This is a genomic window from Papillibacter cinnamivorans DSM 12816, from assembly GCF_900176335.1.
Lineage (GTDB): Bacteria > Bacillota > Clostridia > Oscillospirales > Oscillospiraceae > Papillibacter > Papillibacter cinnamivorans.
Genome location: NZ_FWXW01000002.1, coordinates 234,302 through 258,667 on the forward strand (window position 1 = coordinate 234,302; position 24,366 = coordinate 258,667).

The window sequence follows — 24,366 nt, forward strand, 5'->3', positions numbered from 1 at the left end:
TGCAAACCCTTTTTGCCCTTTGGGGCTCTTTCCGATTAGGTTACCATAACAAATTATATCCCTGTATTTTACATTTTTTCCTTTTAACCAACTGCATCCGTCAAATCGACCGAATTCTCCATGGCAGTCGAAAAAATCTGCTGCTTCGACAAAATCCTCTTTCAGCCCCGGCTGATATCCAGTGTGGCGTAAGCGTTGAGGTCCATTCCGGCGCGTTTTCCGGCGATATATTCGTAATAGCCCTGGCATCCGATCATGGCCGCGTTGTCTCCGCAGAGAGCCGTCGGGGGGAGGAATAGCTGGAAACCGTTTTCCGCCGCCGCCCTTGTAAGGTCCTCCCGGATCCGGGAATTGGCGGCCACTCCGCCCCCCGCCACGACGGTCCTGCGTCCGAGCATTCTCGCCGCCTCCACGGCGCGGGGCACTAGAACCTCGCTCACCGCTTTGGTAAAGGAGGCGGCGAAAGAGGCCTCGTCCAGAGTCTCCCCCTTTTGTCTTGCGTTGTGAATGAGATTGATGGCGGCGGTCTTCAGCCCCGAAAAGGACATGTCCAGCTCCGCGTCTTCCACTTTGGCTCTGGGAAGCGCGTATCTGGAGTCGTCCCCGCCCCGGGCCAGCCGGTCCATGGCGGCGCCGCCGGGATAACCCAGCCCCAGGACTCTGGCCACCTTGTCGAAGCACTCCCCCGCCGCGTCGTCCCTGGAAGCCCCCACGATATGCATATCCGTATAGTCCCTCACGTCCACGAGGAGCGTGTTGCCCCCCGAGATGGCAAGGCTAAGAAAAGGCGGCTCCAGCTCCGGAAAGGCGATGTACCCCGCCGCGATGTGTCCCCGGACGTGGTGCACGGGAATCAGCGGCACCCCGAGCCCGTAGGACGCCGCCTTGGCGAAGTTTACCCCCACCAATAGCGCGCCGATGAGCCCCGGGGCGTAGGTCACCGCCACGGCGTCGATCTCCTCCCGCCGGAGCCCCGCTTCCGCCAGCGCCTGCTCGGCAAGGCCGCCCACGGCCTCCACATGCCTGCGGGAAGCGATTTCCGGCACCACGCCGCCGTAAACGGCGTGCATGTCCGCCTGGGACAAAACCACGTCAGACAGCACCTCCCGCCCGTTCCGGCAGATGGCCGCCGCCGTTTCGTCGCAGGAGCTCTCGATTGCCAGGATGTTCATGCGTGTCTCTCCTTCAGCCAAAGGGTCATGAGGACGGCGTCCTCCTTCGGTTCCTCATAATACCCGCTCCTGCGCCCCGCTTCCTCGAATCCGCAGGATGTGTAAAGTGTTATCGCTTCACGGTTTCCCGCCCGGGCCTCCAGCGTGAGAAAGGCTAGGCCGGTGTCCCGTCCATAACCGACCAGCGTTTGCACCAGCGCGTTTCCGATGCCTTGCCGGCGTGCGTCGGGGTGTACCGCCACGTTTGTGATATACCCCTCGTCCACAACGGCGTGCATCCCCGCGTAGCCCAGCACGCGCACATGATTCAGCGCCACCGCGTAAACAGCGTGGGGGTTTGTAAGCTCTCCCGCCAGCATCTCCTCGGTCCAGGGCGTGGAAAAGCACAGCCGCTCGATTTCCGCCATCCCCCGGATGTGCTCCGGCGAAAGGGATACGATGGAATAGTCCCGTCCTCCCATTTCACGCCTTCGCCTCATACCAGTTTTCCCCGCTGCCGGCGTCCGCCTCCAGGGGGACGGACAAAGACATGACGCCCTCCATCTCTTCCACCAGAAGAGTCTTCACCCGCTCCACCTCGTCCCGGGGGGCCTCCACGATGAGCTCGTCGTGTACCTGCAGGATGAGCCTTGCCCGGAGCCCTTCTCTATTCAGGCGGTCGTGCACCCGCACCATGGCAAGCTTGATGATGTCCGCCGCCGTCCCCTGGATGGGCATGTTTAAAGCCACCCGCTCTCCGAAGCTGCGGATGTTGTGGTCCTTGGAATTGAGCTCCGGCAGCGCCCGCCGCCGGTTCATGAGGGTCACGACGTAGCCGTCGTGTTTGGCCCGCTCCACGATTTCCTTCATATAGGCCCGCACCCCGGAGTATTTCTCCAGGTAAGTGCGGATATAGTGCCTGGCCTCGGCGACGGTTACCCCGATGTCCTGGGAAAGGGAATAGTCCGAGATGCCGTACACGATCCCGAAATTCACCGCCTTGGCCCGGGTCCGCATCAGATGGGTCACCTCGTCCTGGGAAACCCCGAAGACCTGGGAGGCCGTCACCCGGTGGATGTCCTCCCCGGTGAGGAACGCCTGGCACATCACCGGATCTTTGGAGATATGGGCCAGCAGCCGCAGCTCGATCTGGGAATAGTCGGCGTCCACCAGCACCTGCCCCTCCGCAGGGATGAACATTTTTCGGATTTCGCTCCCCAGATCCGTTCGGACGGGGATGTTCTGCAGGTTTGGTTCGGTGGAGCTCAGCCGCCCCGTGGCGGTCACCGTCATCTGGAAGCAGGTGTGGATCCTCCCGTCCGGCCCGATGACCTTCAGAAGCCCGTCGGCGTAAGTGGACTTGAGCTTGGAAAACTGCCGGTACTCCAGGATCATGGGGATGACGGGGTGGGATTCCCTCAGCTTGTCCAGCACGTCCGCGTTGGTGGAATATCCCGTCTTGGTCTTCTTCATGGCGGGCAGCCCCAGCCTCTCGAAGAGGACCTCCCCCAGCTGCTTGGGCGAGTTGAGGTTGAACGGTCCCCCCGCGATGCGGTAGATCTCCTCCTCCAACTCCCCGATCCGGGAAGAGAGCATCTCCCCGAACTCCCGGAGCCGTTTGGGGTCCACCCGGAAGCCCGCCCTCTCCATGTCCGCCAGTACCCGGCACAGAGGCATCTCCACGGTGCTGAAAAGCTCCGTCATTCCCATTTCCTTCAGCTTCCCGGATAAGACCCCATACAGCCGCCCGGCGGCGGAGGCCCAGGCGGCCATGGCGCGACCCGCCGCTTCCCGGTCCCCCAGGGCCGAAAAGGCTCCCTGGGCGGCAAAGGCGTCCCTCGTCGGAATGCTTTCGGAAAGATAGGCCGCCGCCAGCTTGTCCAGGGTATAGCTGTTGCTGGTGGCGCTGATGAGATACCCCGCCAGCGCCGTGTCGAACAGAAACCCGTCTGCGGCGGGAATCCCCGCCTCCGGAAGCGTCCCCATGAGTTCCTTGACCTCGTGGGAAACCTTTTTCACCCTATTGCTGAACAAAACCCCCAAAAACCGGTCGTATTCGTCTCCCAGATCGTCCGCCGCAACCAGACTCACCCGGTTTTCCTCGGCTATGGCCACGGCCTCCAGCCCGGGATGGCAGACGACCGATATGAAGGGAGCCGCCTCCAGGCGCCCGGTAAGCTCCTCCAGGGCTTTCCCGTCGGCGATCCACGCCGTTTCCGGCGCTGGCCGGTCCGGGTCTCCCTTCGCCCCCTCCCCGGTCTCGTTAAGGCCGAACTTGTCCATGAATTTGAAAAACTCCAGCCGGCGGAAAAGCTCCCCCAGCTTCTTTTTGTCGGCTTCCCGGCGAAGGGCGTCCGCAGGCGCAAACTCCATGGGCACCTGCCGGTCTATGGTGGCCAGACGGTAGGACATTTCCGCCTTGTCCCGCCCCTCGCTGAGCTTTTTCCGTACGCTGTCCTTGATTCCCGGGCTCTCCAGCTCCTCGTAAAGCCTGGAGACCGAGCCGAAGCGGCGGACCAGGTCCATGGCCGTCTTCTCCCCCACCCCCGGGACCCCCGGGATGTGGTCGGAGGGGTCCCCCATGAGGGCCTTCAGGTCCACCATCCCCGCCGGGGGAAAACCGTACTGCTCCGTGAAGGCCGCCTCGTCGTAGTTTCGCTCCTCCGTCTGCCCCATGCGGGTGGAAACCAGCTTCACCCGCACCCGGGGGGAAATCAGCTGCAGGCTGTCCTTGTCCCCCGTGGCGATGACGCACTCCCAGCCCTCCGCCTCACAGATCCGGCTCACGGTGCCAATGATGTCGTCGGCCTCGAAGCCCTCCTGTTCGTATCGGGGGATGTTCATGGCGTCCAGCGTTTCCTTCAGAAGAGGGATCTGGGAGGCCAGCTCGTCAGGCATGGGGCGCCGCCCCGCCTTGTAGTCCTCGTACTCCGCGTGCCGGAAGGTGGGCGCCTTGAGATCGAAGGCGCAGCACACCGCGTCGGGCTTTTCCTCCTCCAGGAGTTTTCCCAGGATGGCGATGAAGCCGTACACGGCGTTGGTGCAGACCCCTTCCCGTGTGGAAAGAAGCCGGATCCCGTAAAAGGCCCGGTTGACGATGCTGTTCCCGTCCAGAATCATGAGTTTCATGGTTCTTGTCCCCTTCTTTCCCGTTTCCTATGTTCCCATTATATCACAGGTGGTCGCCAATTCTGCGGGAATTGTGAAGCGTTCATCGCCTATTGTTTCATTGAAACCGGCCTAAGCCTTCTTCCACTTTACCCCCTGGGGCGTATCCTCCAGAAGGATGCCCATTTCCTTGAGCTGGTCCCGGATCCGGTCGGCCTCCCTGAAATTCTTTGCCTTTCTCGCCGCCTGCCTGGCCTCAATGAGTGCCTCCACCTCGTCGTCCAAAGAATTCTCGTTTCTGCCGTAGAGAAGGCCCAGCACGTCGGCAAGCTCCCGCACCATGGCAAGGCACTCGGCGGCGAAACCTCTCGTGGGCTTGTTCTCCTGGGCTGTGGCGGCATTCGCCGCCCGTACCAGCTCAAAGAGGACCGACACCGCGTCGGCGGTGTTGAAGTCGTCGTCCATGGCATCAATGAACCGCGCCCGATACCCTCCGAAGGTATCCGTGAATGCGGTCTCCTCGGGTGTCTTGGGCAGGTCCGGCGCGGTTTCCGAGAGAAACTTCAGGTTGTCTGCGGCGGTATACAGCCGGTCCAGAGCGGCCTTGGCCTGCATGAGAGACTCCTCGGAATAGTTTAAGGGGCTGCGGTAATGGGCCGAGAGCATGAACATCCGAATGGTCTCGTAACCGTAGGCCCCCGCCGCCTCCCGGACGGTGAAGAAATTCCCCAGAGATTTGGACATTTTCCGGTTGTCGATGCTGAGAAACCCGTTGTGCATCCAGTAGTGCACAAAGTCGCAGCCATTGTGGGCCTCGCTCTGGGCGATCTCGTTTTCATGGTGGGGGAAGATCAGGTCCTGCCCGCCGCAGTGGATGTCGATGGTCTCGCCCAGATACCGGCCCGCCATCACCGAGCACTCGATGTGCCAGCCCGGCCTGCCCCTGCCCCAGGGGGCGTCCCAGGCGGGCTCTCCCGGCTTTGCCGCCTTCCAGAGGGCGAAGTCCATGGGCGCGCGCTTGCTCTCGCTCACTCCCACACGGGCCCCCGCCTCCAGGTCCTCCAGCGGCTGATGGGACAGCTTTCCGTACTCGGGGAACTGTTCCGTGCTGTAATACACGTCCCCTTCCGAGACATAGGCATACCCCTTGTCGATAAGCCCCTGGATAAAGGCGATGATTTCCTCTATGTTTTCCGTGGCCTTGGGGTGGATATCCGCGTCCCGCACGCCCAGACCGTGGGCGTCGGCGAAGTATTCCCCGATATAGCGCTCCGCGATTTTATCGTAGGTGGTGCCCTCTTCGTTGGCTTTGCCTATCACCTTGTCGTCCACATCGGTGAAGTTCTGCACGAAGGTCACCTTGTACCCCCGGTATTCCAGGTACCTCCGGAAGGTGTCGAAGAGGATGATGGGCCGGGCGTTTCCCACATGGATGAAATTGTAGACCGTGGGACCGCAGGTGTAGATCTTCACCTCGCCCTTCGTTATGGGGACGAACTCCTCCTTTTTCCTCGTCAGCGTGTTATATATCTTCATGCCTTTTCTCCTCCAGTTCCCGCATGGCCTTTTCAAGCCGCCGGGTGCATTCGGTAAGCTTCTGTATCTCCAGGGAAACGGGGTCCGGAGTGTGGATCTGGTCCAGCTCCTTGGTGTAATTGACCCGCTCCCCGGCCACCTTGACGATTTGCGCCGGGACGCCCACCGCCGTACTGTTGGGCGGCATTTCCGCCACCACAACGGCCCCCGCCGCGATCCGGGAGTTGTCCCCCACCTTGAAGGACCCCAGGACCCGGGCGCCCGAGCCGATCATCACGTTGTTGCCGATGGTGGGATGCCGTTTCCCTTTCTCCTTGCCGGAGCCCCCCAGGGTGACTCCCTGGTAGAGGAGCACGTCGTCCCCGATCTCGGCGGTCTCGCCGATCACGACCCCCATGCCGTGGTCGATGACGAAGCGCCTTCCTATGGTTGCCCCCGGGTGGATTTCTATTCCCGTCCAGAACCGGCTCCATTGGGAGACGAAGCGGGCCAGGAAAAAGAGCCTGTGCCGGTACAGAAAATGGGCGAACTTATGATAGATGGTGGCGTGCACTCCGGGATACAGCAGGAAAATCTCGACGCCCGAGCGGGCGGCGGGGTCTCGCTCCTGATAGGCCCGTATGGTTTCCCTCAGTCCCTTGAACATATGATATTCTCCTCCGGCAAATGGATGTTGGGGCAGTCGTTCCTCCGGCTTTCGGAAAAAAAGAAATCCGCCTTTTGGACGCTGTAATCCAAGAGGCGGGCTTTCGCTCGCGGTTCCACTCTGATTTATCACTCGCGGCCCCGGGGGCCGTCTTCGGCGGTAACGCTGCCGGGCGGAGGGCTCCTTCGTCCCCCATGCTCGCGGATGCACTTCATATGAATTTCGCACAAAGCCGTTTTCAGCCGGTGGCGGCTTCTCTCTGAGGGGAAATCCATGCTACTCTTTCCGTTCATCGCATGATTCAGTTGTATCGCTTAAATGTATTGTAGTATATTATCATTTCCTTCTTTTGGTGTCAAGTCCTCCCGCCCAGGACATCCCGGTTGCGGATGAAATATTCCGTTCCGGACCAGACCGTGGTCACAAGGATGACCGCCACGGCCAAAGTGTTCAACGTAAAGCCTCCGAGAGGGATCTCCGTCAGCGGGGTCATCATGACGGATAGGCAGACCAGCGAGCTGGCGGTCTTGACCTTGCCCGATACTCCCGCCGCGATCACCCGTCCGCCGTCCACCGCCACCAGCCGCAGCGCCGTCACCGCGAATTCCCGTGCGATGACGACAAGGGCGACCCAGGCCGGCAGCTGTCCCCGCTCCACGAAGACCAGGACCGCCGCCATGACCAGCAGCTTGTCTGCCAGGGGGTCCATGAATTTCCCGAAATCCGTGATCTGATTGCAGTGCCGGGCGATGTACCCGTCCACCCAGTCCGTGGCGCTGGCAAAAATGAAGATCCCCAGCGCCCAGTAGCCCGCGTGCGGGAGCCCCGAATAGGAAACCACTACGAAAACGGGGATCAGAATCACCCGCAGCAGGGTAATTTTATTGGCGGTATTCAATCGTCATCTTCCTTGTCGTCGTTTTCTTCCAGGCGGCCCACGTTCGTCCCGTCCTCGGCGCCCAGGATGCGCACGGGGACCATCTCTCCCGGGGAAACGGTCCTGTCCGCGGTAAAGAGGATCCTGCCGTCCACATCCGGGGATTCGGCCCAGCTCCGTCCCTGAAACAGGCCCGTCTCCTCGTCGATCCCCTCGCACAGGACGGTGAGAAGCCTTCCCCGGAGGCCTTCGTTGAACCGGTCCATGATCTCCGACTGCAGTTCGGTGAGAAGCATTCTCCGGCGCTCTGCCGTCTCCCGGTCCGCCTGGTCCGGCATATCGCAGGCGGCGGTCCCTTCCTCCGGGGAAAAGGGGAAAATCCCGGCCCGCTCGATCTTCGCCTCCCGCAGAAAATCGCACAGCTCCTCGAACTCGGCCTCTCCCTCTCCAGGCAGCCCGCAGATGATACTGGTGCGCAGCACGAGGTCCGATATCTCCTCCCGCAGGCGGCGGAAAAGCGCCGTGATCTCTTCCTTCGTTCCCCTCCGGTTCATCCGCCGGAGGATTTCGTCGTTCACATGCTGGATGGGGATGTCCAGGTATTTTAAAATTTTATCCTCCCGGGCGATCGTCCGGATGAGCTCCCCGTCGATCTCGTCGGGATAGAGATAGTGCAGGCGGATCCACCGAAAGTCTTCGATCCGGCACAAAAAGCGCAGAAGCTCCGGCAGCATCCGCTTTCCGTAGCGGTCGGTGCCGTACCGGGTGATATCCTGGGCCACTACGATGAGCTCCCGGACACCCCGCCGTGCCAGCTCTTCCGCCTCCCGGACAATCTCCTCCATGCTCCTGCTGCGGTACCTCCCCCGGAGGGACGGGATGACGCAGTAGGCGCACCGGTTGTCGCACCCCTCGGCGATCTTCAGATAGGCGGTGTACCAGGGCGTTGCCTGGATCCGGGGGATCTCCGCCTCCGGGGCGTCGACGTCCCCGAACAGGCAGGGCGTCTCCCCCCGCAGCGCGGCCTCGATCCCGGAGACCACCTCGTGGAAGCTTCCGCAGCCCAAAAGGCCGTCCGCCTCGGGCAGCTCCTCCAGGATCTCCTGCCGGTAGCGCTCCGCCAGGCAGCCGGCCACCAGGATTTTCCCGATCCGCCCTTCCCGCTTGAGTTCTCCCAGGCGCAGAATGTGGTCGATGGCCTCGCTCTTGGCGCTGTCGATAAATCCGCAGGTGTTGAGCACCACCGCCGAGGCTCCCTCCGGCTCCCCCGTGACGGTATACCCCGCCTGCTCCGTCAGATACATCATCTGCTCGCTGTTTACCAGGTTCTTGGCGCACCCCAGCGAGATAAAACAAATTGTCGGCTTCATATCTTCTCTTCCGTCCGGCCGGGCAGTCTTCCCCGCCGGGCGTTCTTTCTCCGTCTCTCGGTTTCCGGCTCACCGGTATCGGTCCATGGGCAAAATCGTCAGTCCGTAACGTCCTCGCCGTACCGCCGCAGCCCCGCGGCGATCTCCTCCCAGGCAAATCCCCGGCGCAGGAGGGCCTCGGTCACCTTTCCCAGCTCCTTCCGGTCCGGTTGTTTCCCACGGAGTTTTTGGGCGATGAGCTTATCGACGCTCTCCTCCGGAGCCTGGGCGCCGTTTAGGGCTTCCTCCCAGAGCTCCCGGGGCACGCCCCGGCGCCGGAGCTCCTCCCGGAGCCGCCTTTCCCCGTACCCTCTTCCGGAGTAACGGTTCACGATGGCCCCTGCGTACTCCGCGTCGTTGACGGCGCCCAGCTTTTCCAGCCAGTCGGCCGCCTCCGCAGCCGCCTCGGGGCTCTCCCCCTTGGCCTCCAGCTTTTCCCGGAGCTCCCGCTTGGAATAGGCCCGTTTGCCCGTCATGGCGGCGCCCCGGATTCTCGCTTTCTCCTGTGCCGACTCCCGGAGCATTTCTCCGAGCTCCTCCTCGGAGATTTCCGCGCCCGGCTTTAGGCACCGGTTTATCAGCGCGTTTTCATAGACCTTCCGGGTCCGGCCGTCTTCGAAGTGCAGAAGGTACCGTCCTCGCCCCGCCGGCTCAATCCTCAGAAGACGCATCTTCGAAGTCCTCCGCCGAGACGTCCACCGGACGGCCCGCGGCCTTCGCAGCCGCCCTGGACTGGGAAGTCATGAGCTTGTATGCGTTCTTCCGGATGTCGGCCTCCAGCCTGGCCGCCGTCTCTGGGTTTTCCTTCAGATACTGCTTCACCGCGTCCCTTCCCTGGCCCAGGCGCATCTCCCCCATGGAATACCAGGATCCGCTCTTCTGTAGGAGGTCCAGCCGGGTGGCAAGATCCACGATCTCGCCGGTGTGGGAGATTCCCTCCCCGTACATGATGTCGAACTCCGCCTCCCGGAAGGGGGGCGCCACTTTATTTTTGACCACCTTAGCCCGGGTGCGGTTGCCCACCATTTCCCCCGCGTTTTTCAGCGTCTCGATCCTGCGCACGTCGATACGCACGCTGGAATAAAACTTCAGCGCCCGCCCGCCGGTGGTCACCTCGGGATTTCCGTAGGCGATGCCCACCTTCTCCCGAAGCTGGTTAATGAAGATCACGATGCAGTTGGTCTTGGAAATGGAGCCCGCCAGCTTCCGCAGCGCCTGGGACATGAGCCGCGCCTGAAGCCCCACGTAGGCGTCCCCCATCTCCCCCTCGATTTCCGCCCGAGGCACCAGCGCCGCCACCGAGTCCACCACGATGGCGTCGATAGCGCCGGAGCGCACCAATGCTTCGGTGATCTCCAGGGCCTGCTCTCCGGTGTCCGGCTGGGAAATGAGCATGCTGTCGATATCCACTCCCAGGGCCCTTGCGTAGGTGGCGTCCAGTGCGTGCTCGGCGTCCACGAAAGCCACCTCGCCTCCCTTCCGCTGCGCCTCCGCCAGGACGTGGAGTGCCAGGGTGGTTTTGCCTGAGGACTCTGGCCCATAAATTTCGACGATCCTTCCCTTGGGAAGCCCGCCGATTCCCAGCGCCAGGTCCAGGGAAAGGGAACCCGTGGGGATTACCTCCACGTTGGTCCCCGCGCTCTCGCCCAGACGCATCACGGCGCCTTTTCCGTAGGCCCGCTCAATCTGTGCCAGGGCGGTTTCCAGGGCTCTCTTTTTGTCCGACGCGGGCACAGCCGGCGCGGTCTGCGGTCTTTTCTTATCGTTTGCCATTTGCATCAACCTCATCCACTCTAAATTTGAGATTCCCTTCGCCCGGAAACCACCCGTTCGATCCCCTGGCCGTCCCGGATGGTCTCGATATCGCCGAATCCGCTCAATTGCATGATTTTATAAACCCGGGGAGCCTGCCCCGCCCCGCACTCGAAGAGGAGCCTTCCCCCCTGCTTCAGCGCCTGCTTCCATAGGGAAGAGACCGAATGAAAAAACGCCAGCCCGTCCTCTCCCCCGTCCAGAGCCGTCCTGGGCTCGTACCGGGAAACCGACGGATCCAGGCCCTCGATTTCCCCCGAGGGAATGTAGGGAGGATTGCAGACAATGCAGTCGAATTCCCCGAAAGCCGCGGGAGGCTTGCCCCGCGCGTCCGCCCGTGCGGTGGAGACCCGCGCGGTGAGCTCGTTTCTTCTGGTGTTTTCCCGGCCCAGGCGGATGGCCTCGTCCATGAGATCCGCCAGCAGCACCCGGCACTCCGGTGCGTTTGCCGCTACGGCAAGGCCCACGCACCCGCTCCCGGCGCACAGGTCCAGTACCCGGGCTCCCGGGGGACGGGAGCGGACAAAGGCGATGGCCGCCTCTGCCAGCACCTCGGTGTCCGTCCTGGGGATCAGCACGCCCGGGGAGATGGAAAGAGGAAGCCCGTAAAACTCCCATTCCCCTATGAGGTAAGCCGCCGGCTCTCCCGCCAGGCGGCGGCGCAGCAGCTCCCGCGCCTGCCTTTCCGGCTCCTCCCCCATATAAAGGCCCAGATCCCGCAGAAACTCTTCCTTCGTCTTGTCGGAAGCCCGGCACAGGATTTCCCGCGCCTCAAGGGAGGCAGCGGCAATCCCCGCCCGGGCAAGCTCCCGCCGTATGTCCAGATACAAGTTGTTGTAGGTCGTCATCCCGTCACCCCAGTGCTCCAAAACCGCTGCCGCTTCCGCCCAAAAGGCTCACCAGCGGTCCGAGCCCTTTTCCTCGGGGATCACCCGCCGGAGGGCCTCGATCCCCACCTCGATCATGGAGTCGTCCGGCTCGTTGGTGGTGAATTTCTGCAGCCACAGGCCGGGGGCCGTCAGAAACCGGGTAAATGCGTTGTCGTGCCTCCCCGTGAAGCGGTTGATCTCATAGCTGATGCCCACCACGACGGGCAGCAGCAGGATGCGGAACAAAAGCCGCAGCCACAAGTTGGGGAAGGAAGCCACCGAAAACACCAGGATGCTGATGATCATCACCACGAAGAGAAAGCTGGTGCCGCAGCGGGGATGGAACCGGGACTGGCGGCGAACGTTTTCCACCGTCAGCTCCTCGCCCTTTTCGTAGCAGAAGATGGTTTTGTGCTCCGCGCCGTGGTAGGAAAACACCCTGCGTATGTCCTTCTGTCTGGAAATGGTGATGAGATACCCCAGAAACAGCGCCACCCGGATGGCCCCTTCGATCAGGTTCCGCGCCACGGGGGACTGGATTCTTGCGTCGAACAGGCCCACCAGCAGCGTGGGCAGCAAAATGAAAAGGCCCACAGCAAAGAAAATTCCCAGGGCGGTGGCAAGGCCGATAAACGCCTTTTCCGCCCGCTCTCCCCCCAGCTTTTCGGTGAGCCACTTTTCAAACCGGGAGGGTTCCTCCGCCTCCTCCTCCGGGAGGTACTCGGCGGAAAACATCAGGGCCTGGACGCCCTTGACCATGGAGTCGATAAAAACAGCCGATCCCCGGATGAGGGGAAGGCCCAGAATGGGATAGCGCTCCTTCACCAGCTTGAGCTCTTCCTCCCGGGCAACCAGTCCCTCGGGGGTTCTCACCACGATGGACTGCTTTTTCGGCCCGCGCATCATGATTCCTTCTATCAGGGCCTGTCCGCCGATGGTGGTGCGGAAGCAGGCCTGCGCCTTGTCCGGCGAATTTGCCATTGCATAGTCTCCTTTTTCTGTGTCTCATAACCCGCCGGCGAAAGCCGAAGAAAACCCGGCCTCCCGGCGGAAAGTACGGGCCGGGCCCGGGGCCCCGCCGGCATTTGTATCATATCAGAAGCTCCCGGACAATACAAGACCGGGAAAGGCTCCTCTCTCCCGGTCAGGTTCCGCCCAGGGGAAGCCGGATGGTGACCAGAAGGCCTCCCGGGGGCGGCGCGTTTTCCAGAATGAGCTGGCCGTTGTGCCGGGTCACGATCTCCTCGCAGACCGCCAGTCCGATGCCGCTGCCCCGGGCCTTGGAGCTTCCCTTGTAGAACATGTACTTCAGGTGCGGCAGCTCCTCCGGCAGCACGCCCGGCCCGTAGTCCCGGATTTTCACCTCGGCGAAGTTGCCGTCTCGCTGGACCCAGGCCGTGATCTTCTTCCCCGAACCCCCGTGCTTGGCGGCGTTGTCCAGAATGTTGCAGAACACCTGGCGGAGCCGTTCCGGATCTCCCGATATGGGCGGGATCTCCTCTTCCTCCTCGTGATATTCCAGCTCGATGCCCTCCTGCCGGAAGAACTCCCGGTAGGTGTAGATAGCGTCCTCGAATTCCGCCTGCAGGTCCACCGGTTCGATCCGGAGGGTGAATCGCCCGTCCTCCATCTTGTTGAACTCCAGAAGCTCCTCCACCATAGTGGTGAGCCTCCGTGACTCCTTGAGGATAATCCCCACTCCCTTTTTCAGGTCCTCCGGATCCATGTTGTTTTCATGCATCAGCGTCTCGCCCCAGCCGTTGATGGCGGTGAGGGGCGTGCGCAGCTCGTGGGAAATGGAGGAAATGAACTCCCGCTTGACCTTTTCTGTGTAGCTGATTTTATTGGACATGTCGTTGATGGTGTCGATGAGCTCCCCGATCTCGTCCTCATGCTTCTTTTCGATCTGCACCCCGTAGCTTCCCGAGGCGATGCGCTTGGTCGTGGCCGTGATTTCGGCCACCGGCTCCACGATGGACCGGATAAAGTACAGGTTGGACACGATCACCAAAACGAGGATCAGCGCCCCCACCCCCAGGGCCAGGGCCATCCCCTTGAGGATCTGCAGATCCACCACCTTCAGAGCGGTGACGTACCGCATGACGCCCACTACCGTGCCGCTGAACACCATGGGGCTGGAAACCGCCATCACCCGCTCCCCCGTCAGGGGGTCGTTTCCCGTCCAGGAGGAGATTTCCCCCGTCCGGATGGCCTCCTCAATCTCGGGAGTCCGGGGGGACGTGCCCGCGGTCAGCCCGTAGGTGGAGATTTCGATGTTGCCTGCGGCGTTGATGAACTGCAGTTCCAGCCGGTCCTTCTCGTCGAATTTCTGGGTAAAGCTGTAGGCCGTCTGGTAGTATTCGCTGTAGCTTTTCAGCATGTAATTGCTGAAAAACTCCGAAGCCGTCTTCGCCTTGGCTTCCAACCCCGTGCGGACGCTGGAGTAATAATAGCTGGAAAGTGCCATGGAAAAGGCGGACACACCGATCAGGACGATCAGCAGCATCGCGCTGACGCTGTTGAACATCCATCGCCGCTTGATTCCCTTGAGCAGTGTCATGTTCGGTACTCCTTGGCTGCCTCTCCTTGCCGGAGGGGTCAGAAGCCCCATTTATAGCCGTACCCCCACACTGTGGTGATATAGGCGGGATTCGTGGGGTCGTCCTCGATTTTGATTCGCAGTCTGCGCATGTTGACGTCCACAATTTTGAGCTCCCCGAAGTAGTCCCTGCCCCAGACCAGGTCCAGGATCTCCTCCCGGGACAGGGCTTTGCCCGGATTGTCCATGAACATCTTCATGATGGCGTATTCCACCTGGGTGAGCTTGATTCGCTGGCCGCTTTTCTCCAGCGTGCGGTTGCGGGTGTTGAGCAGAAACGGATCCTGCCGGATCTCGCTGGATTCGGCTTCCCCGCTGCCCCCGGTTCTCCGGTAAAGTGCGTCGATCCTGGCCGTCAGCTCCGCGGGGGAAAAGGGCTTGGTGACATAGTCGTCGGCTCCCGTCATGAGCCCCGTCACCTTGTCCATCTCCTGGGTGCGGGCCGTGAGCATGATGATCCCGATTCTCGTATTTGTGGCCCGGATCCGCCGGCATACCTCGAATCCGTCGATCCCGGGCAGCATGATGTCCAGAATGGCCACCTTCACGTCGGGATTGAGCCGGAGCTTCTCCAGAGCCTCTTCCCCGCTCTCCGCCTCGATGGCCTCGTATCCCGCGCGTTTGAGATTGATTACGATAAAGCTCCGGATGCTGGATTCGTCTTCAAGTACCAGCACTTTCTTCATGTTTCGACTCTCCTCGCCTTATGAATTATACCCCGTAATCCATTCTTTCTTGATGAGATTGAATCTTGAAATCAGCTCATCCTGGCTGATGGCATAGCTCCAGTTGTTGTTGCCCGCAAGGAATTCCGCGGCGTAAATCGCCTCCACCTGCTTTTTCAGGATGAAGCGGTTGCCGATCTGGCTCCGGGCCTCCCGGTTATCCCCCGTAAGAGTATAGATCGCGAGAAACTCCACGGGTTTCGTATTTTCGTCGGTCCAGATGGAGAATATGATCGCCCGCTCCCCGGTAACGGTGTCTCTGCGGGAAACGGTGATCCGGTCCTCCCAGCCGTCGGGCAGCACCAGGTACCACCCGTCGGCGTTGTTGTGATAGGTGGTGCTCACCCGGGTGACCTTTGCCGAAAGGGAATACTGTCTCCAGTAGATCTTCAGATAGACGTCGGCGGTCTTTTTGTCTTTATACGTGGGAAACGGCACGGGCTGGGGCAGCTCCATGATACCGTCCCCGTTGATGTCGGTGGCGTAGACCGCGTAGTACCGGGCGGTCTCGATGCTGATCCCCGTGTCCGCGTTCATGGTGATGTTGGTGAGCACGCCGTTCTGGCTGGCCAGAATGTCGGTGATCAGCCCGCTGACGCCGTAGGTTCCCGCGATGAAGACCGCCGGGACGTCCTCCTGCAGATATCCCGTTACCACCCGGGTAAGGCTGTCCTGGGTCACGGAAAGCCGCACCTGAGAGTTGAGCTCCATTCCCTTGCCCTGCCAGCTGTAGGCCTCGGCGATGCCGACCCCGTCCGACGTGTCGAAGCGCAGGAGCACGATGTCGTCCAGCCCGTCATTGTTCATATCGAAGACCAGAAGCTTGGAATAGCTGCTCACCATGAGCTCCGTAATCACATAGTCCTTTACGGAATAGACGGCCATGGCGTGGATTTCCGTGCTGATCTGCCAGCCCACGATAAATTCGCTCACGCCGTCCCCGTTAAGGTCGGCGTACTGAATGGTGTTGATGGCCGTCCCGCTTCCCTCGATCACCGCCATCGTCTGATAGGCGGCGTCCACCCGCTTGAAGATATAGATCTTCAGCGGCTTGTCGCCGGAAAAGCGGAAACAGGCGATGGCTTCCGACTCCCCGTCCCCGTCCACATCCACCAGCTGCACCGACTGGCTGTTGGGCCCCGCCGTGGGAGCGGCGTATTCCGCGCCGGTTGCCAGCACCTCTTCGATTTTCTTCTGCAGCTCCACATAGTTTTCCGGCGGCTTGGGCAGGGCGTACAGTTCGTCCCCCGACTCGAAGAAGCAGCCGGAAAGCTGCCCCACGGCGGCGGCCAGAAGCAGTATGGCGATCAGTTTTCGTGCTTTTAACATATGGCTCCCGTCCTGTCCCGCAGCGCCTTCCCGGACCGCTGTCCGCCCCGGGCGCCGGCCGGCTCCGCCCGGGGCGCAGCGTGCGTCGTCCTGCCGTCCCGCCGGTCTGCCGGGCGTCTCGTTGAAAAAATCGCGGCGCATTCTCCCCAGGGGCACATGCGCGTTGAATAAACCGCTATCCCGATTATTTTATCATATTTCGGAAAACATGTGTAGTATTTCAAACATAAATTGCAAAAACCCCTCGTACTGCGCGCAATGCCCGAAAAATGCCCTTGAATTCGCTTCGCGCATCCTGTATAATTTATCAGGCCAGCCATGCCGGTGTGATGGAATTGGCAGACGTGCCGGACTCAAAATCCGGTGGTGGCGACACCGTACCGGTTCGACCCCGGTCACCGGCACCAAAAACAGAGGAGAAATTCGCAAGAATTTCTCCTCTGTTTTTGGCTCAGGCGGCAAAACCGCCTGAGCGCCATCAGATCATTGAACGGCGGAAGTGAATTACGCCTATGAAAATTCTCCGCTTCGCTTCGAATTTACGCGCGACTGCGCGCGCCCCGCCGCCGGCGGGGTACCTTTCTCTGTTTCTTCTTTTTGGGTTCCACCCTCTTCGGCGGCTTCCCCTGACTCCCCGGTTATGCAAACTCGCCTTCCGTCAAGGCAAACCATATCTTCCCCAGTGCGGAATAATATGGTATCATCAATTTGTGAGTAGCCTTCGTAATAACATAAACAGGGATAATCCCCCGAGGTAGTAATATGCTGGAGCGTTATAAAGAGCGTTATAAATCCTGGTCAAATATAAAGAAAAAAGCGGAAGGATTAATATGTGACTCACTTCAGCAAAGGATAACTTATTTTTATACCAGTTATCACGATGTACACGATGCTTACGGCAGAGCAGCCATAAGGCTGGACGGAAAAGAATTGGTCTGCTTTTCTTGGATCGAACGGTATCGGCAGGGACAAGATATTTCCGCATTTCGTAATGACGATCCTGAAATAAAATATAAAGACACAAATGAGAAACTACAGGCCATTTGCAAAAAACATAAGCCCACCTGGGATACCAATTGTACTTATTGTGAGTCGGATTTTATCGCAGCAGTTCAACGATTTTTCCATCTGCCGATTGAAGACGCACTTTCCGACGATGATTTTATTATTAGAATCCTATCCATTCTCAACAGAAGAACCGGCAAGAGAACAGTAAAGCGTATCAAAGAATCAGGAGAATATTTAGATTATCCTGATTGGGTCCAGCCCTTTTATCGCTTGCGCTTTGATGTCGAAGCAATATAGCTCCCACATTCACCTCTTAGAACCGGCCGGGGCCGAACGCAATGTATGCGTTCGGCCCCGGTTTGTATTTTCCCCTTATGAATTTCGTATTCCCGACCTGTAATAGAAACGCTTGCCGATCTCCGTCGTGACGATATAGAGCGCGGCGATGCCCAAGAGCGCCAGGAGCATGTTCGGCGGAAGGGAAACAAGGCTCAGGTACCCGTGTCCCGGCAGATATGGGAGGGCCAGAGCCAAAATCCCCACCCCCACGGTGGCGCGGACCAGCATGGGCGCGGGCCTGCTTTTGAAGAAAGGCCCCCGCGTGCGCGCCACCAGCAGGATCAGCAGCTCCGTCAGAATGGACAGCACGAACCATCCGCTCTGGAACAGCTCCTCCGGCGCGTGGAACACGAGAAGCAGAACGGCGAAGGTGAAAAAGTCAAAGGCGGAGCTGATAAATCCGAAAAGGAACATGAAGTTCCGGATAGAGCGGATGTCCCACCGGCGCGGCGAGCGGATCATGTTTTCGTCCACATAGTCCCCCGCGATGGTCATGGCGGGGAAATCCGTGATGAGGTTCACCAGCAGGATCTGCTTGGGAAGCATGGGCAGAAACGGCAGCAGCAGCGAAAACCCGGCCATGCTGAACATGTTTCCGAAATTGGCGCTGGTGGTGATGTAGATGTACTTGAGGGTGTTGGCAAAGATGGTGCGCCCCAGTTCGATGCCGCGGTCCAGGACCATCAGGCTCTTTTCCTGAAGCACGAAATCCGCCGACTCCTTGGCCACGTCCACCGCTGTGTTGACGGAGATGCTCACGTCGGCCGAATGCAGGGCCAGCGCGTCGTTGATGCCGTCCCCCATGAAGCCCACGATGTGTCCCTTCTTCTTCAGGGCTTGGATGATGCGCTCCTTCTGCTCGGGCGTCACCTCCGCGAAGAGGGTGACCGGCTCGATGCTCTCGGGCAGTGCCTCGTCGGCCAGCTTCGACAGCTCCTCCCCCGTCAGGATGTGCTCGGCCTCCAGTCCGATGGCCTTTGCGATATGGGCTGCCACCAGCCGGTTGTCTCCGGTGATGAGCCGCAGCTGGACCCCCTTCTTTTTAAGCTCCCCGATCACCAGGGGCACGTCCTCCTTGGGCGGATCGAAGAAAAGCAGAAAACCCATGAAGGTCATGTCCGCCTCGTCCCGGACCTCATAGTCTTCCTTTTCGGCTATGGGCTTCTGGGCGACGCCGATGACGCGGAATCCCTGTCCGCTCCAGTCGGTCATCCTCCCCCGGATGCCGTCCAGGGCGGCCTGGTCCAGCGCCTGTTCCGCCCCTCCGGCCTGTATTCTGGTGCAGACCCCGAGAACATGGTTCAAAGCGCCCTTGACGATCAGCCTGCAGCCGGTTTCCTCCCGGACCGCGACGCCCACCCGCATCCGCGTGAAGTCGAAGGGGATCTCCCCCTGCTTGGCGGTGTCGCCGATCTCCAGGTCCTTGTACGCGCTCACCGCTGCGTCCAGATCGTTGATCATTCCGGTCTGCAGCCTGGCGTTGAGATAGGCAAGCCGGAAAACCTCCTCCGACTCCTTCCCGTCTGCGTCCAGGGCCCCGTCCAGCCGGATGACCCCTTCCGTCAGAGTTCCGGTCTTATCGGTACAGAGGATGTCCATCCCTCCGAAATTTTCAATGGCGTTGAGCCGCCGGACGATGACGCCCTCCTTTGCCATGGCTTGGGAGCCCTTGGCCAGGGTGATGTTGATGATGGCCGGCAGCAGCTGAGGCGTGATTCCGATGGCAAGAGCCACGGAAAAGAGCAGCGAGTCGATTACGGGCTTGTTGAACACGACGTTGACCACGAAAACAAGCACCGTGAGGATGAGCATGATAAGCGCCAACAGGTAACTGAACCGGCGGATCCCCCTGCTGAACTCCGTCTCCGGCGGGCGCCGCACCAGTTCCTTGGCGATCTTTCCGAATTCTGTTGCTTCGCCGGTCCGGGTCACCAGCATGGTGGCGCTTCCGCTGCGCACGTTGGTGCCCATAAAGACGCAGTTGTCCCGTTTGGAAACGTCCGCGTCCTCCGGGACCGGGCCCGCCCGCTTTTCCACCGAGTAGGATTCCCCCGTGAGAACGGACTGGTTCACGTTGAAAAGGTCGCATTTCAGAAGCAACCCGTCCGCTGGGATCAGGCTTCCCGCCGAAAGCAGCACGATGTCGCCGGGCACCAGCTCCGCGGCGGGGACCTCCCGGGCCTCGCCTCCCCGGAGGACCGAGGACTGGATCCGGATTCGGGAGCGCAGCTCGTTCACGGCGTTGCTGGCGCTGTACTCCTGCAGGGCGCTGAGCACGATGCTCACCATCACTATGGCGAAGATGATCAAAGAGTTTACAAGATCCCCCGTGGCGGCCGAAATGACGGTGGCGATCATCATGATCCAGATGATGAGGTTTTTGAACTGATTGAAGAAGATTGTGAGCGCAGTCGTCTTCTCCTGTGCCTTGATCTGGTTTGCCCCGTATTCCTTCAGCCGGGTCCCCGCTTCCTCCTCCGAAATTCCCTTCGGGGAGGAACCCAGCTGCTCCAGCACCGTTTCCGCCGGCAAACTCCAGTATTTGATGGCAGCCTTTTTCTCCATGGCAGATCGCGCTCCCTGTCCAGCCGGGTGTCCGGCAGTCCCTTTGGTATAGTGTCAAAAACAGTATGACAAAATTATGCAGATTTAATAATAGTCTGAGTCAAATCGTTTGTCAATATCGCTTCCTCCGTCCCGCCGGATTGACTGGAATGCGGAAAAAAGGTATGATTTCTAAAGCGGCGGGCATCCCGCCTCCCAATCGAAAAATTGTATGCCCCCGCTCCAGCGCGGGGCTTGCGGGAGGGTGCGTTATGCACGAAAGCTCCAGGGAAAACATGCGGGTATTCATCGAAAAATATGTCCGTGGGGGCACCCGGCTCCTGGACGTGGGAAGCCGGGAGGTCGACGGGCAGTCCGGGAGCTCCTACCGCGGCCTTCTCGCCGGAATGGACGTCGAATACACGGGCTGCGACATGGACCCCGGGCAGAACGTCGACGTGGTCCTCCGGCGTCCCTACGCCTGGAGCGAACTGCCGGCGGGGAGCTTCGACTATGTCGTCTCGGGGCAGATGCTCGAGCACGCGGAGTTTCCGTGGCTCACCCTTCTGGAGATTCACCGTGTCCTGCGCCCCGGCGGGATTTGCTGCGTCATCGCCCCCTCCGCGGGTTTTATGCACAACTATCCGCTGGACTGCTACCGGTACTATCCGGATGGAATGGTAGCCCTGGCGCACACCGCCCATCTGCAGGTGCTGGAGGCGTATACCAACTGGAGCTATGAAGGGTACCCCTGGCTGGATCCCGTCTGGAAGGATACCGTACTCATCGCCCGGAAAGAGAAAAAGCTTCTTCGGAACTGGGCGGCCGGCGTCAAGCGCGCGGCGTATCACGCGGTCTCCCCCAGAAGCCTGGGACCGGTCTCCCGCACCTCCCTGAATTCCTCGGGTCCCGGCTGCCCCCCTCCCTCCGAAAGCCGCCCCGCTCCGTCTTCGGACGAAGCGCAGCAGCGGGACTTGTTCCGGCGCCTGACCGCAGGGAAACCCCTCAACGATCTGGAAAGATTTTTCGGAGAAGAAGAGCACCTTCCCATTTACAAATGTCTCAATTATTTCGATGTTTACGACCGGTATTTTTCCCGGTACCGGGGCAGCCCGGTCACCATCCTGGAAATCGGGGTCGCCGGGGGCGGCTCCCTCCAGATGTGGAAAAACTACTTCGGCCCCCTCTCCCGCGTGGTCGGGGTGGATATCGACCCCGAATGCAAAAAGCGGGAGGAGGCGGGAATTGAGATCTTCATCGGCGACCAGCGGGACAGGGACTTCTGGCGGGCGCTGAAAGCGGCCGTTCCCCGGGTGGACATTTTGTTGGACGACGGCGGCCACACCATGGAGCAGCAGGCGGTCGCCTTCGAGGAGATGTTCCCCCACCTGGCCCCCGACGGGCTGTACCTCTGCGAGGATCTGCACACGTCCTACCGGCCCGGATACGGCGGCGGCTATCTGCGGCCGGGCACCTTCGTGGAGCGGGCCAAGGCTCTGGTGGACTCTCTCAATGCCTGGCATTCGGAAACTCCCGCCCTCCGTCCGGACGTGTATACCCGCAGCATCCGGGGGCTGCATTTTTACGATGGGATCGTGGTGGTGGAAAAAGGGAGCCGGACGGGTCCCCCGGATATTCTCAGAATCTGAGTCGCCGCGCCGGGCAGGTATGCCCGGCGCGGTCTTTTTCTGCAAATATTTATTCCCCTTTGCTCCGGAGGGCGCGGCATACTCTCTTCGCCGCGGACTTGAGGGCGCGCGCTGCCGAAGAAACGGGCATGGAAAGTACACGCTCCATGATTTCGTCCGAAACGCCCCGGATTATCGCGGCCTCCGCCGCCACTTTCGAAACCGTTCTCCCCCGGATTCCGGAAATGCCGATCTGGGGGTCCCTTCAGAAAAACCAGAAGGCCGTCCGCCTTTATCCCGTTTGTGGAAACGTCTTTGCCCGCAAACTCCTTTGCCGTGCCGTCGACGAATTCAATGCGGATGCGCACGTCGCCCAGCAGAATGCCTCCGTGCTCCGTGGGATCCCACCGGAGGGAGCGCAGCGGGCCGAACTCCGCCAGCCCTTCAAACTCTGCCCGTACGCGGGCGCTGTCCGAATCGAAGCGCAGCTGCTTTTTTACGCACCCCGCCTCGGAGTATCCGCCCCCCGTATCCAGATAAAGCGCGCTCAGATAGGAAAAGTTCCCCTCCGGCGGGCCGCTCTCCCGGAGCCATTCCCCGCCGTGCAGGCGGGACTTGTAAAACGCTTCCAGGGCCGCGGCGCCCGACGGCATAAAAAACGGGATTTCCCCGAGCTTGGCGCGGATCCGGCCGGCGTTGAAATCCCACTCCTCCCGGCTGTGCGCGGTGGAGGCGTTTTCGCCGTTTGCCCAGCGCCGGTAAATGCCGGTGGGGGTTCGGATGTCCTCGACTCCGCAGAGGCTGGCGGTCCGTATCAGGAAATCCCAGTCCTCCGTGGTGCTCAGCGACTCGTCGAACCGTACGCCGAACTGCCGGAACGGGAAGGCGGGGAACGCAAGCCCGATGGGAGGGCATCGGTTCTCCTCCAGCTGAAGGAACGGATCGTAGTCCCGGCAGTAAAGCGTCCCGGGAGAGGAAACGGCCCGCAGGGCGCCGCCGTCCAGGACCTCCCACTCCTGGGTGACCGTGTAGGCGTGGAGGACGCTTCCGGGGCCGGCAAGGGCGCGGCGGTGGAATTCCTCCACCCAGTTGCCGAATACCAGATCGTCGTCGTCAAAAATGGAAACATACCGGCCCTTCGCCTCCTCGAACCCGACGTTGAGGGGCGCGGTGCGGTTCCCGTAGTCCACGGGGATGAACCGGATTTTTTCCCGCAGCCATTCCGGCGTGTCGCCGATGATCTGCCGTACCGTCCGGGCTTCCTCTCCTCCCAGCCGATGTCCCAGGATCAGGACTTCGAAATCCGTGTCCGTCTGCGCCGTCAGGCATAAAAGCGCCTCCCGGAGTCCCTCCGGCCGCCTTCCCTGCGTCCGCATGACGACGGACAGAAAGGGAGCCTGCTCTTCCGGTGTTCTGTCCTTCGCCGTTTTCTCCGCGGCCTCTGATGGAACATAGGCCCGGACGAACTGATAGACCTCCCCGTTGGGGTCCGTCATGGTCTTGATTTTCTCCAAAGCCTGATAAACGGCGCTGCCCCGGGAAAGAAAGGAGTGCTCCCCGGGAAAATGCTGGTCCGAAAGCTTCTGGTGTATGTCGTTTCTGAGAACTTCGGAAAACCCGCACTCCTCCATGGCGGAAACGAGCCTTTTTTCGGTGAAGAGAGAAACGTGCGTCCGGTCCAGCAGACCGGTTTCCGTATATTCGAAGTCTCCCGCCAGCAGCTTGAAGGCGATGTCTCTGTGGGAGACGTTGGGGACCGAAACCACCAGGGGGATGCCGAATTCCAGGCAGAACCGGCGCAGCACCCGGATGAGCTCTTCCGGCTCGGGCAGATGCTCCAGCAGGTCCAGGGCCGTGACCGCCGCGGGCCTGCGCTCTTTCAGGATGTCTCGGAGAAACGCATAGTCCCGCTCCTCGTCCCCCTCCCCGAAGCGGTACCGGTACGCCTCCGTCCCGTCCTCCAGCAGGGCGTCCACCGCGGCCCCGTCGCCGTCGATCCCGATGTATCCGATGCCCAGCTTCTCCCGGATGCGCCCTCTGACGGCTCCGTACCCGCAGCCGATATCCAGGTGCGCGTCCCCGGAAATCTTCAGCTGCTCCAGAAGGTCCGCGGCGCGGCCGTAGGTGCCGTCCTCGGAATAGGCTATGTCGTACTTTCCCCGCATTTCTCTTCTTTCCTCCCGCCCCCGGCCGTCACAGGAAAAACCTGTGCTTTGCGTATCTCCCGTCTGAAAACCGGGAAACCTTGTGCTCCGGGTCGATGGGCCCGGGCAGCAGGCCCCGCTTTCTTTTTTCCTTGAACTCCGCGTCCGCCCTCCGCAGCTCTCCGTCCCCGCAGGTCCTGTAGAATGCCAGCAGACTTTCCTCCAGAGCGGGATTGGACCACTTGTGCGCCAGGATCAGGTCGGACACGGCCGAATGATACCTCTGGGTCTTCTCGGGAACGAATTTCCCGCTGCTGTCCAGACGCTTGGAATGATAGACGGGGCAGGCCGGCCGGTAGAGAAGCCTGTATCCCAGAAGGCGAAGCCTCCAGGAAAGGTCCACGTCCTCGCAGTACAGGAAAAATGCCTCGTCGAAACCCCCCGCCCGGTGAAACAGCTCCGCCGGCATTGCGATGCAGGCGCCGGCGGCCCAGCCGGTCTCCCCGGTCTCCCTGTCGTATTCCTTGGGGTGCTCCACGGGGGACTGCCTCGCCTCCGTAAGGCCCGTGCGCGCCTCCGGCGAAAATTTTTCCCCCTTCCAGAAAATGCCCTTGATTTTCGCTGTCTATGGCATATAATAAT

The 24,366-nt window shown here is 60.8% G+C and carries 19 protein-coding genes and 1 tRNA gene; 3 read left to right on the forward strand and 17 right to left on the reverse strand.

Translation table 11 applies throughout. The features are described 5' to 3' along the window. Nucleotides 1–161: 161 nt before the first annotated feature. The 14 genes from tsaD to B9A13_RS04045 form a co-directional block, all read right to left on the reverse strand. Nucleotides 162–1,172 (reverse strand): tRNA (adenosine(37)-N6)-threonylcarbamoyltransferase complex transferase subunit TsaD, encoded by a 1,011-nt coding sequence (gene tsaD / locus B9A13_RS03980; protein ID WP_084233761.1) that lies wholly within the window; start codon nucleotides 1,170–1,172, stop codon nucleotides 162–164. Then, nucleotides 1,169–1,651 carry a ribosomal protein S18-alanine N-acetyltransferase gene (gene rimI / locus B9A13_RS03985; RefSeq protein WP_242942768.1) on the reverse strand — a complete coding sequence of 161 codons (483 nt, stop codon included), beginning with the start codon at nucleotides 1,649–1,651 and terminating at the stop codon, nucleotides 1,169–1,171. The genes tsaD and rimI overlap by 4 nt, the downstream gene beginning before the upstream one ends. Further along, the gene (polA, locus tag B9A13_RS03990; RefSeq protein ID WP_084233762.1) at nucleotides 1,635–4,280 is read right to left on the reverse strand and encodes a DNA polymerase I; all 2,646 of its coding nucleotides are present in this window, start codon (nucleotides 4,278–4,280) and stop codon (nucleotides 1,635–1,637) included. Before polA ends, rimI begins: the two co-directional genes overlap by 17 nt. Before the next feature lie 111 nt (nucleotides 4,281–4,391). Continuing rightward, complete coding sequence (gene cysS / locus B9A13_RS03995; protein WP_084233763.1) at nucleotides 4,392–5,795, reverse strand: cysteine--tRNA ligase; 1,404 nt, start codon at nucleotides 5,793–5,795, stop codon at nucleotides 4,392–4,394. Beyond that, a complete protein-coding gene (gene epsC / locus B9A13_RS04000) occupies nucleotides 5,782–6,441 on the reverse strand; it encodes a serine O-acetyltransferase EpsC (RefSeq protein ID WP_084233764.1) in 660 nt (219 codons plus the stop codon). The genes cysS and epsC overlap by 14 nt, the downstream gene beginning before the upstream one ends. A 355-nt stretch (nucleotides 6,442–6,796) precedes the next feature. Next, entirely contained in the window at nucleotides 6,797–7,339 is a 543-nt protein-coding gene (pgsA, locus tag B9A13_RS04005) for a CDP-diacylglycerol--glycerol-3-phosphate 3-phosphatidyltransferase (RefSeq protein ID WP_084233765.1), read from the reverse strand. After that, nucleotides 7,336–8,688 carry a 30S ribosomal protein S12 methylthiotransferase RimO gene (gene rimO, locus B9A13_RS04010; protein ID WP_084233766.1) on the reverse strand — a complete coding sequence of 451 codons (1,353 nt, stop codon included), beginning with the start codon at nucleotides 8,686–8,688 and terminating at the stop codon, nucleotides 7,336–7,338. The genes pgsA and rimO overlap by 4 nt, the downstream gene beginning before the upstream one ends. A 98-nt stretch (nucleotides 8,689–8,786) precedes the next feature. Continuing rightward, on the reverse strand, nucleotides 8,787–9,398 hold the full coding sequence (locus B9A13_RS14550; protein WP_084233767.1) for a regulatory protein RecX: 612 nt from the start codon (nucleotides 9,396–9,398) through the stop codon (nucleotides 8,787–8,789). Continuing rightward, on the reverse strand, nucleotides 9,379–10,500 hold the full coding sequence (gene recA, locus B9A13_RS04020; protein ID WP_084233768.1) for a recombinase RecA: 1,122 nt from the start codon (nucleotides 10,498–10,500) through the stop codon (nucleotides 9,379–9,381). The genes B9A13_RS14550 and recA overlap by 20 nt, the downstream gene beginning before the upstream one ends. 20 nt (nucleotides 10,501–10,520) lie before the next feature. Then, the gene (gene prmC / locus B9A13_RS04025; protein WP_242942769.1) at nucleotides 10,521–11,408 is read right to left on the reverse strand and encodes a peptide chain release factor N(5)-glutamine methyltransferase; all 888 of its coding nucleotides are present in this window, start codon (nucleotides 11,406–11,408) and stop codon (nucleotides 10,521–10,523) included. Between the two features lie 27 nt (nucleotides 11,409–11,435). Further along, complete coding sequence (locus B9A13_RS04030) at nucleotides 11,436–12,389, reverse strand: DUF1385 domain-containing protein (RefSeq protein ID WP_084233770.1); 954 nt, start codon at nucleotides 12,387–12,389, stop codon at nucleotides 11,436–11,438. A gap of 163 nt (nucleotides 12,390–12,552) precedes the next feature. Then, complete coding sequence (locus B9A13_RS04035; protein ID WP_084233771.1) at nucleotides 12,553–13,968, reverse strand: sensor histidine kinase; 1,416 nt, start codon at nucleotides 13,966–13,968, stop codon at nucleotides 12,553–12,555. A gap of 38 nt (nucleotides 13,969–14,006) precedes the next feature. Next, nucleotides 14,007–14,693, reverse strand: a complete 687-nt coding sequence (locus B9A13_RS04040) for a response regulator transcription factor (protein WP_084233772.1) — start codon at nucleotides 14,691–14,693, stop codon at nucleotides 14,007–14,009. An 18-nt stretch (nucleotides 14,694–14,711) separates the two neighbouring features. Then, entirely contained in the window at nucleotides 14,712–16,061 is a 1,350-nt protein-coding gene (locus B9A13_RS04045; RefSeq protein ID WP_143806872.1) for an FG-GAP repeat domain-containing protein, read from the reverse strand. Between the two features lie 320 nt (nucleotides 16,062–16,381). Between B9A13_RS04045 and B9A13_RS04050 the strand changes: the two genes are divergently transcribed. Then, nucleotides 16,382–16,468: transfer RNA gene (locus tag B9A13_RS04050), tRNA-Leu, on the forward strand. Between the two features lie 355 nt (nucleotides 16,469–16,823). Further along, nucleotides 16,824–17,366, forward strand: a complete 543-nt coding sequence (locus B9A13_RS04055) for an SF0329 family protein (protein ID WP_084233774.1) — start codon at nucleotides 16,824–16,826, stop codon at nucleotides 17,364–17,366. A 75-nt stretch (nucleotides 17,367–17,441) separates the two neighbouring features. Here B9A13_RS04055 and mgtA read toward each other — a convergent pair whose 3' ends face one another. Next, nucleotides 17,442–19,973 carry a magnesium-translocating P-type ATPase gene (gene mgtA / locus B9A13_RS04060; protein WP_084233775.1) on the reverse strand — a complete coding sequence of 844 codons (2,532 nt, stop codon included), beginning with the start codon at nucleotides 19,971–19,973 and terminating at the stop codon, nucleotides 17,442–17,444. 251 nt (nucleotides 19,974–20,224) lie between these two features. On the opposite strand from mgtA, the gene B9A13_RS04065 reads away from it, so the two are divergent. Further along, a complete protein-coding gene (locus B9A13_RS04065; protein ID WP_159448018.1) occupies nucleotides 20,225–21,601 on the forward strand; it encodes a methyltransferase domain-containing protein in 1,377 nt (458 codons plus the stop codon). Here B9A13_RS04065 and B9A13_RS04070 read toward each other — a convergent pair. After that, on the reverse strand, nucleotides 21,535–23,745 hold the full coding sequence (locus B9A13_RS04070) for a methyltransferase domain-containing protein (protein ID WP_084233777.1): 2,211 nt from the start codon (nucleotides 23,743–23,745) through the stop codon (nucleotides 21,535–21,537). The two genes, B9A13_RS04065 and B9A13_RS04070, sit on opposite strands and share 67 nt — an antisense overlap. A 28-nt stretch (nucleotides 23,746–23,773) precedes the next feature. After that, a complete protein-coding gene (locus tag B9A13_RS14555) occupies nucleotides 23,774–24,262 on the reverse strand; it encodes a glycosyltransferase family 2 protein (protein WP_084233778.1) in 489 nt (162 codons plus the stop codon). Nucleotides 24,263–24,366 lie beyond the last annotated feature (104 nt).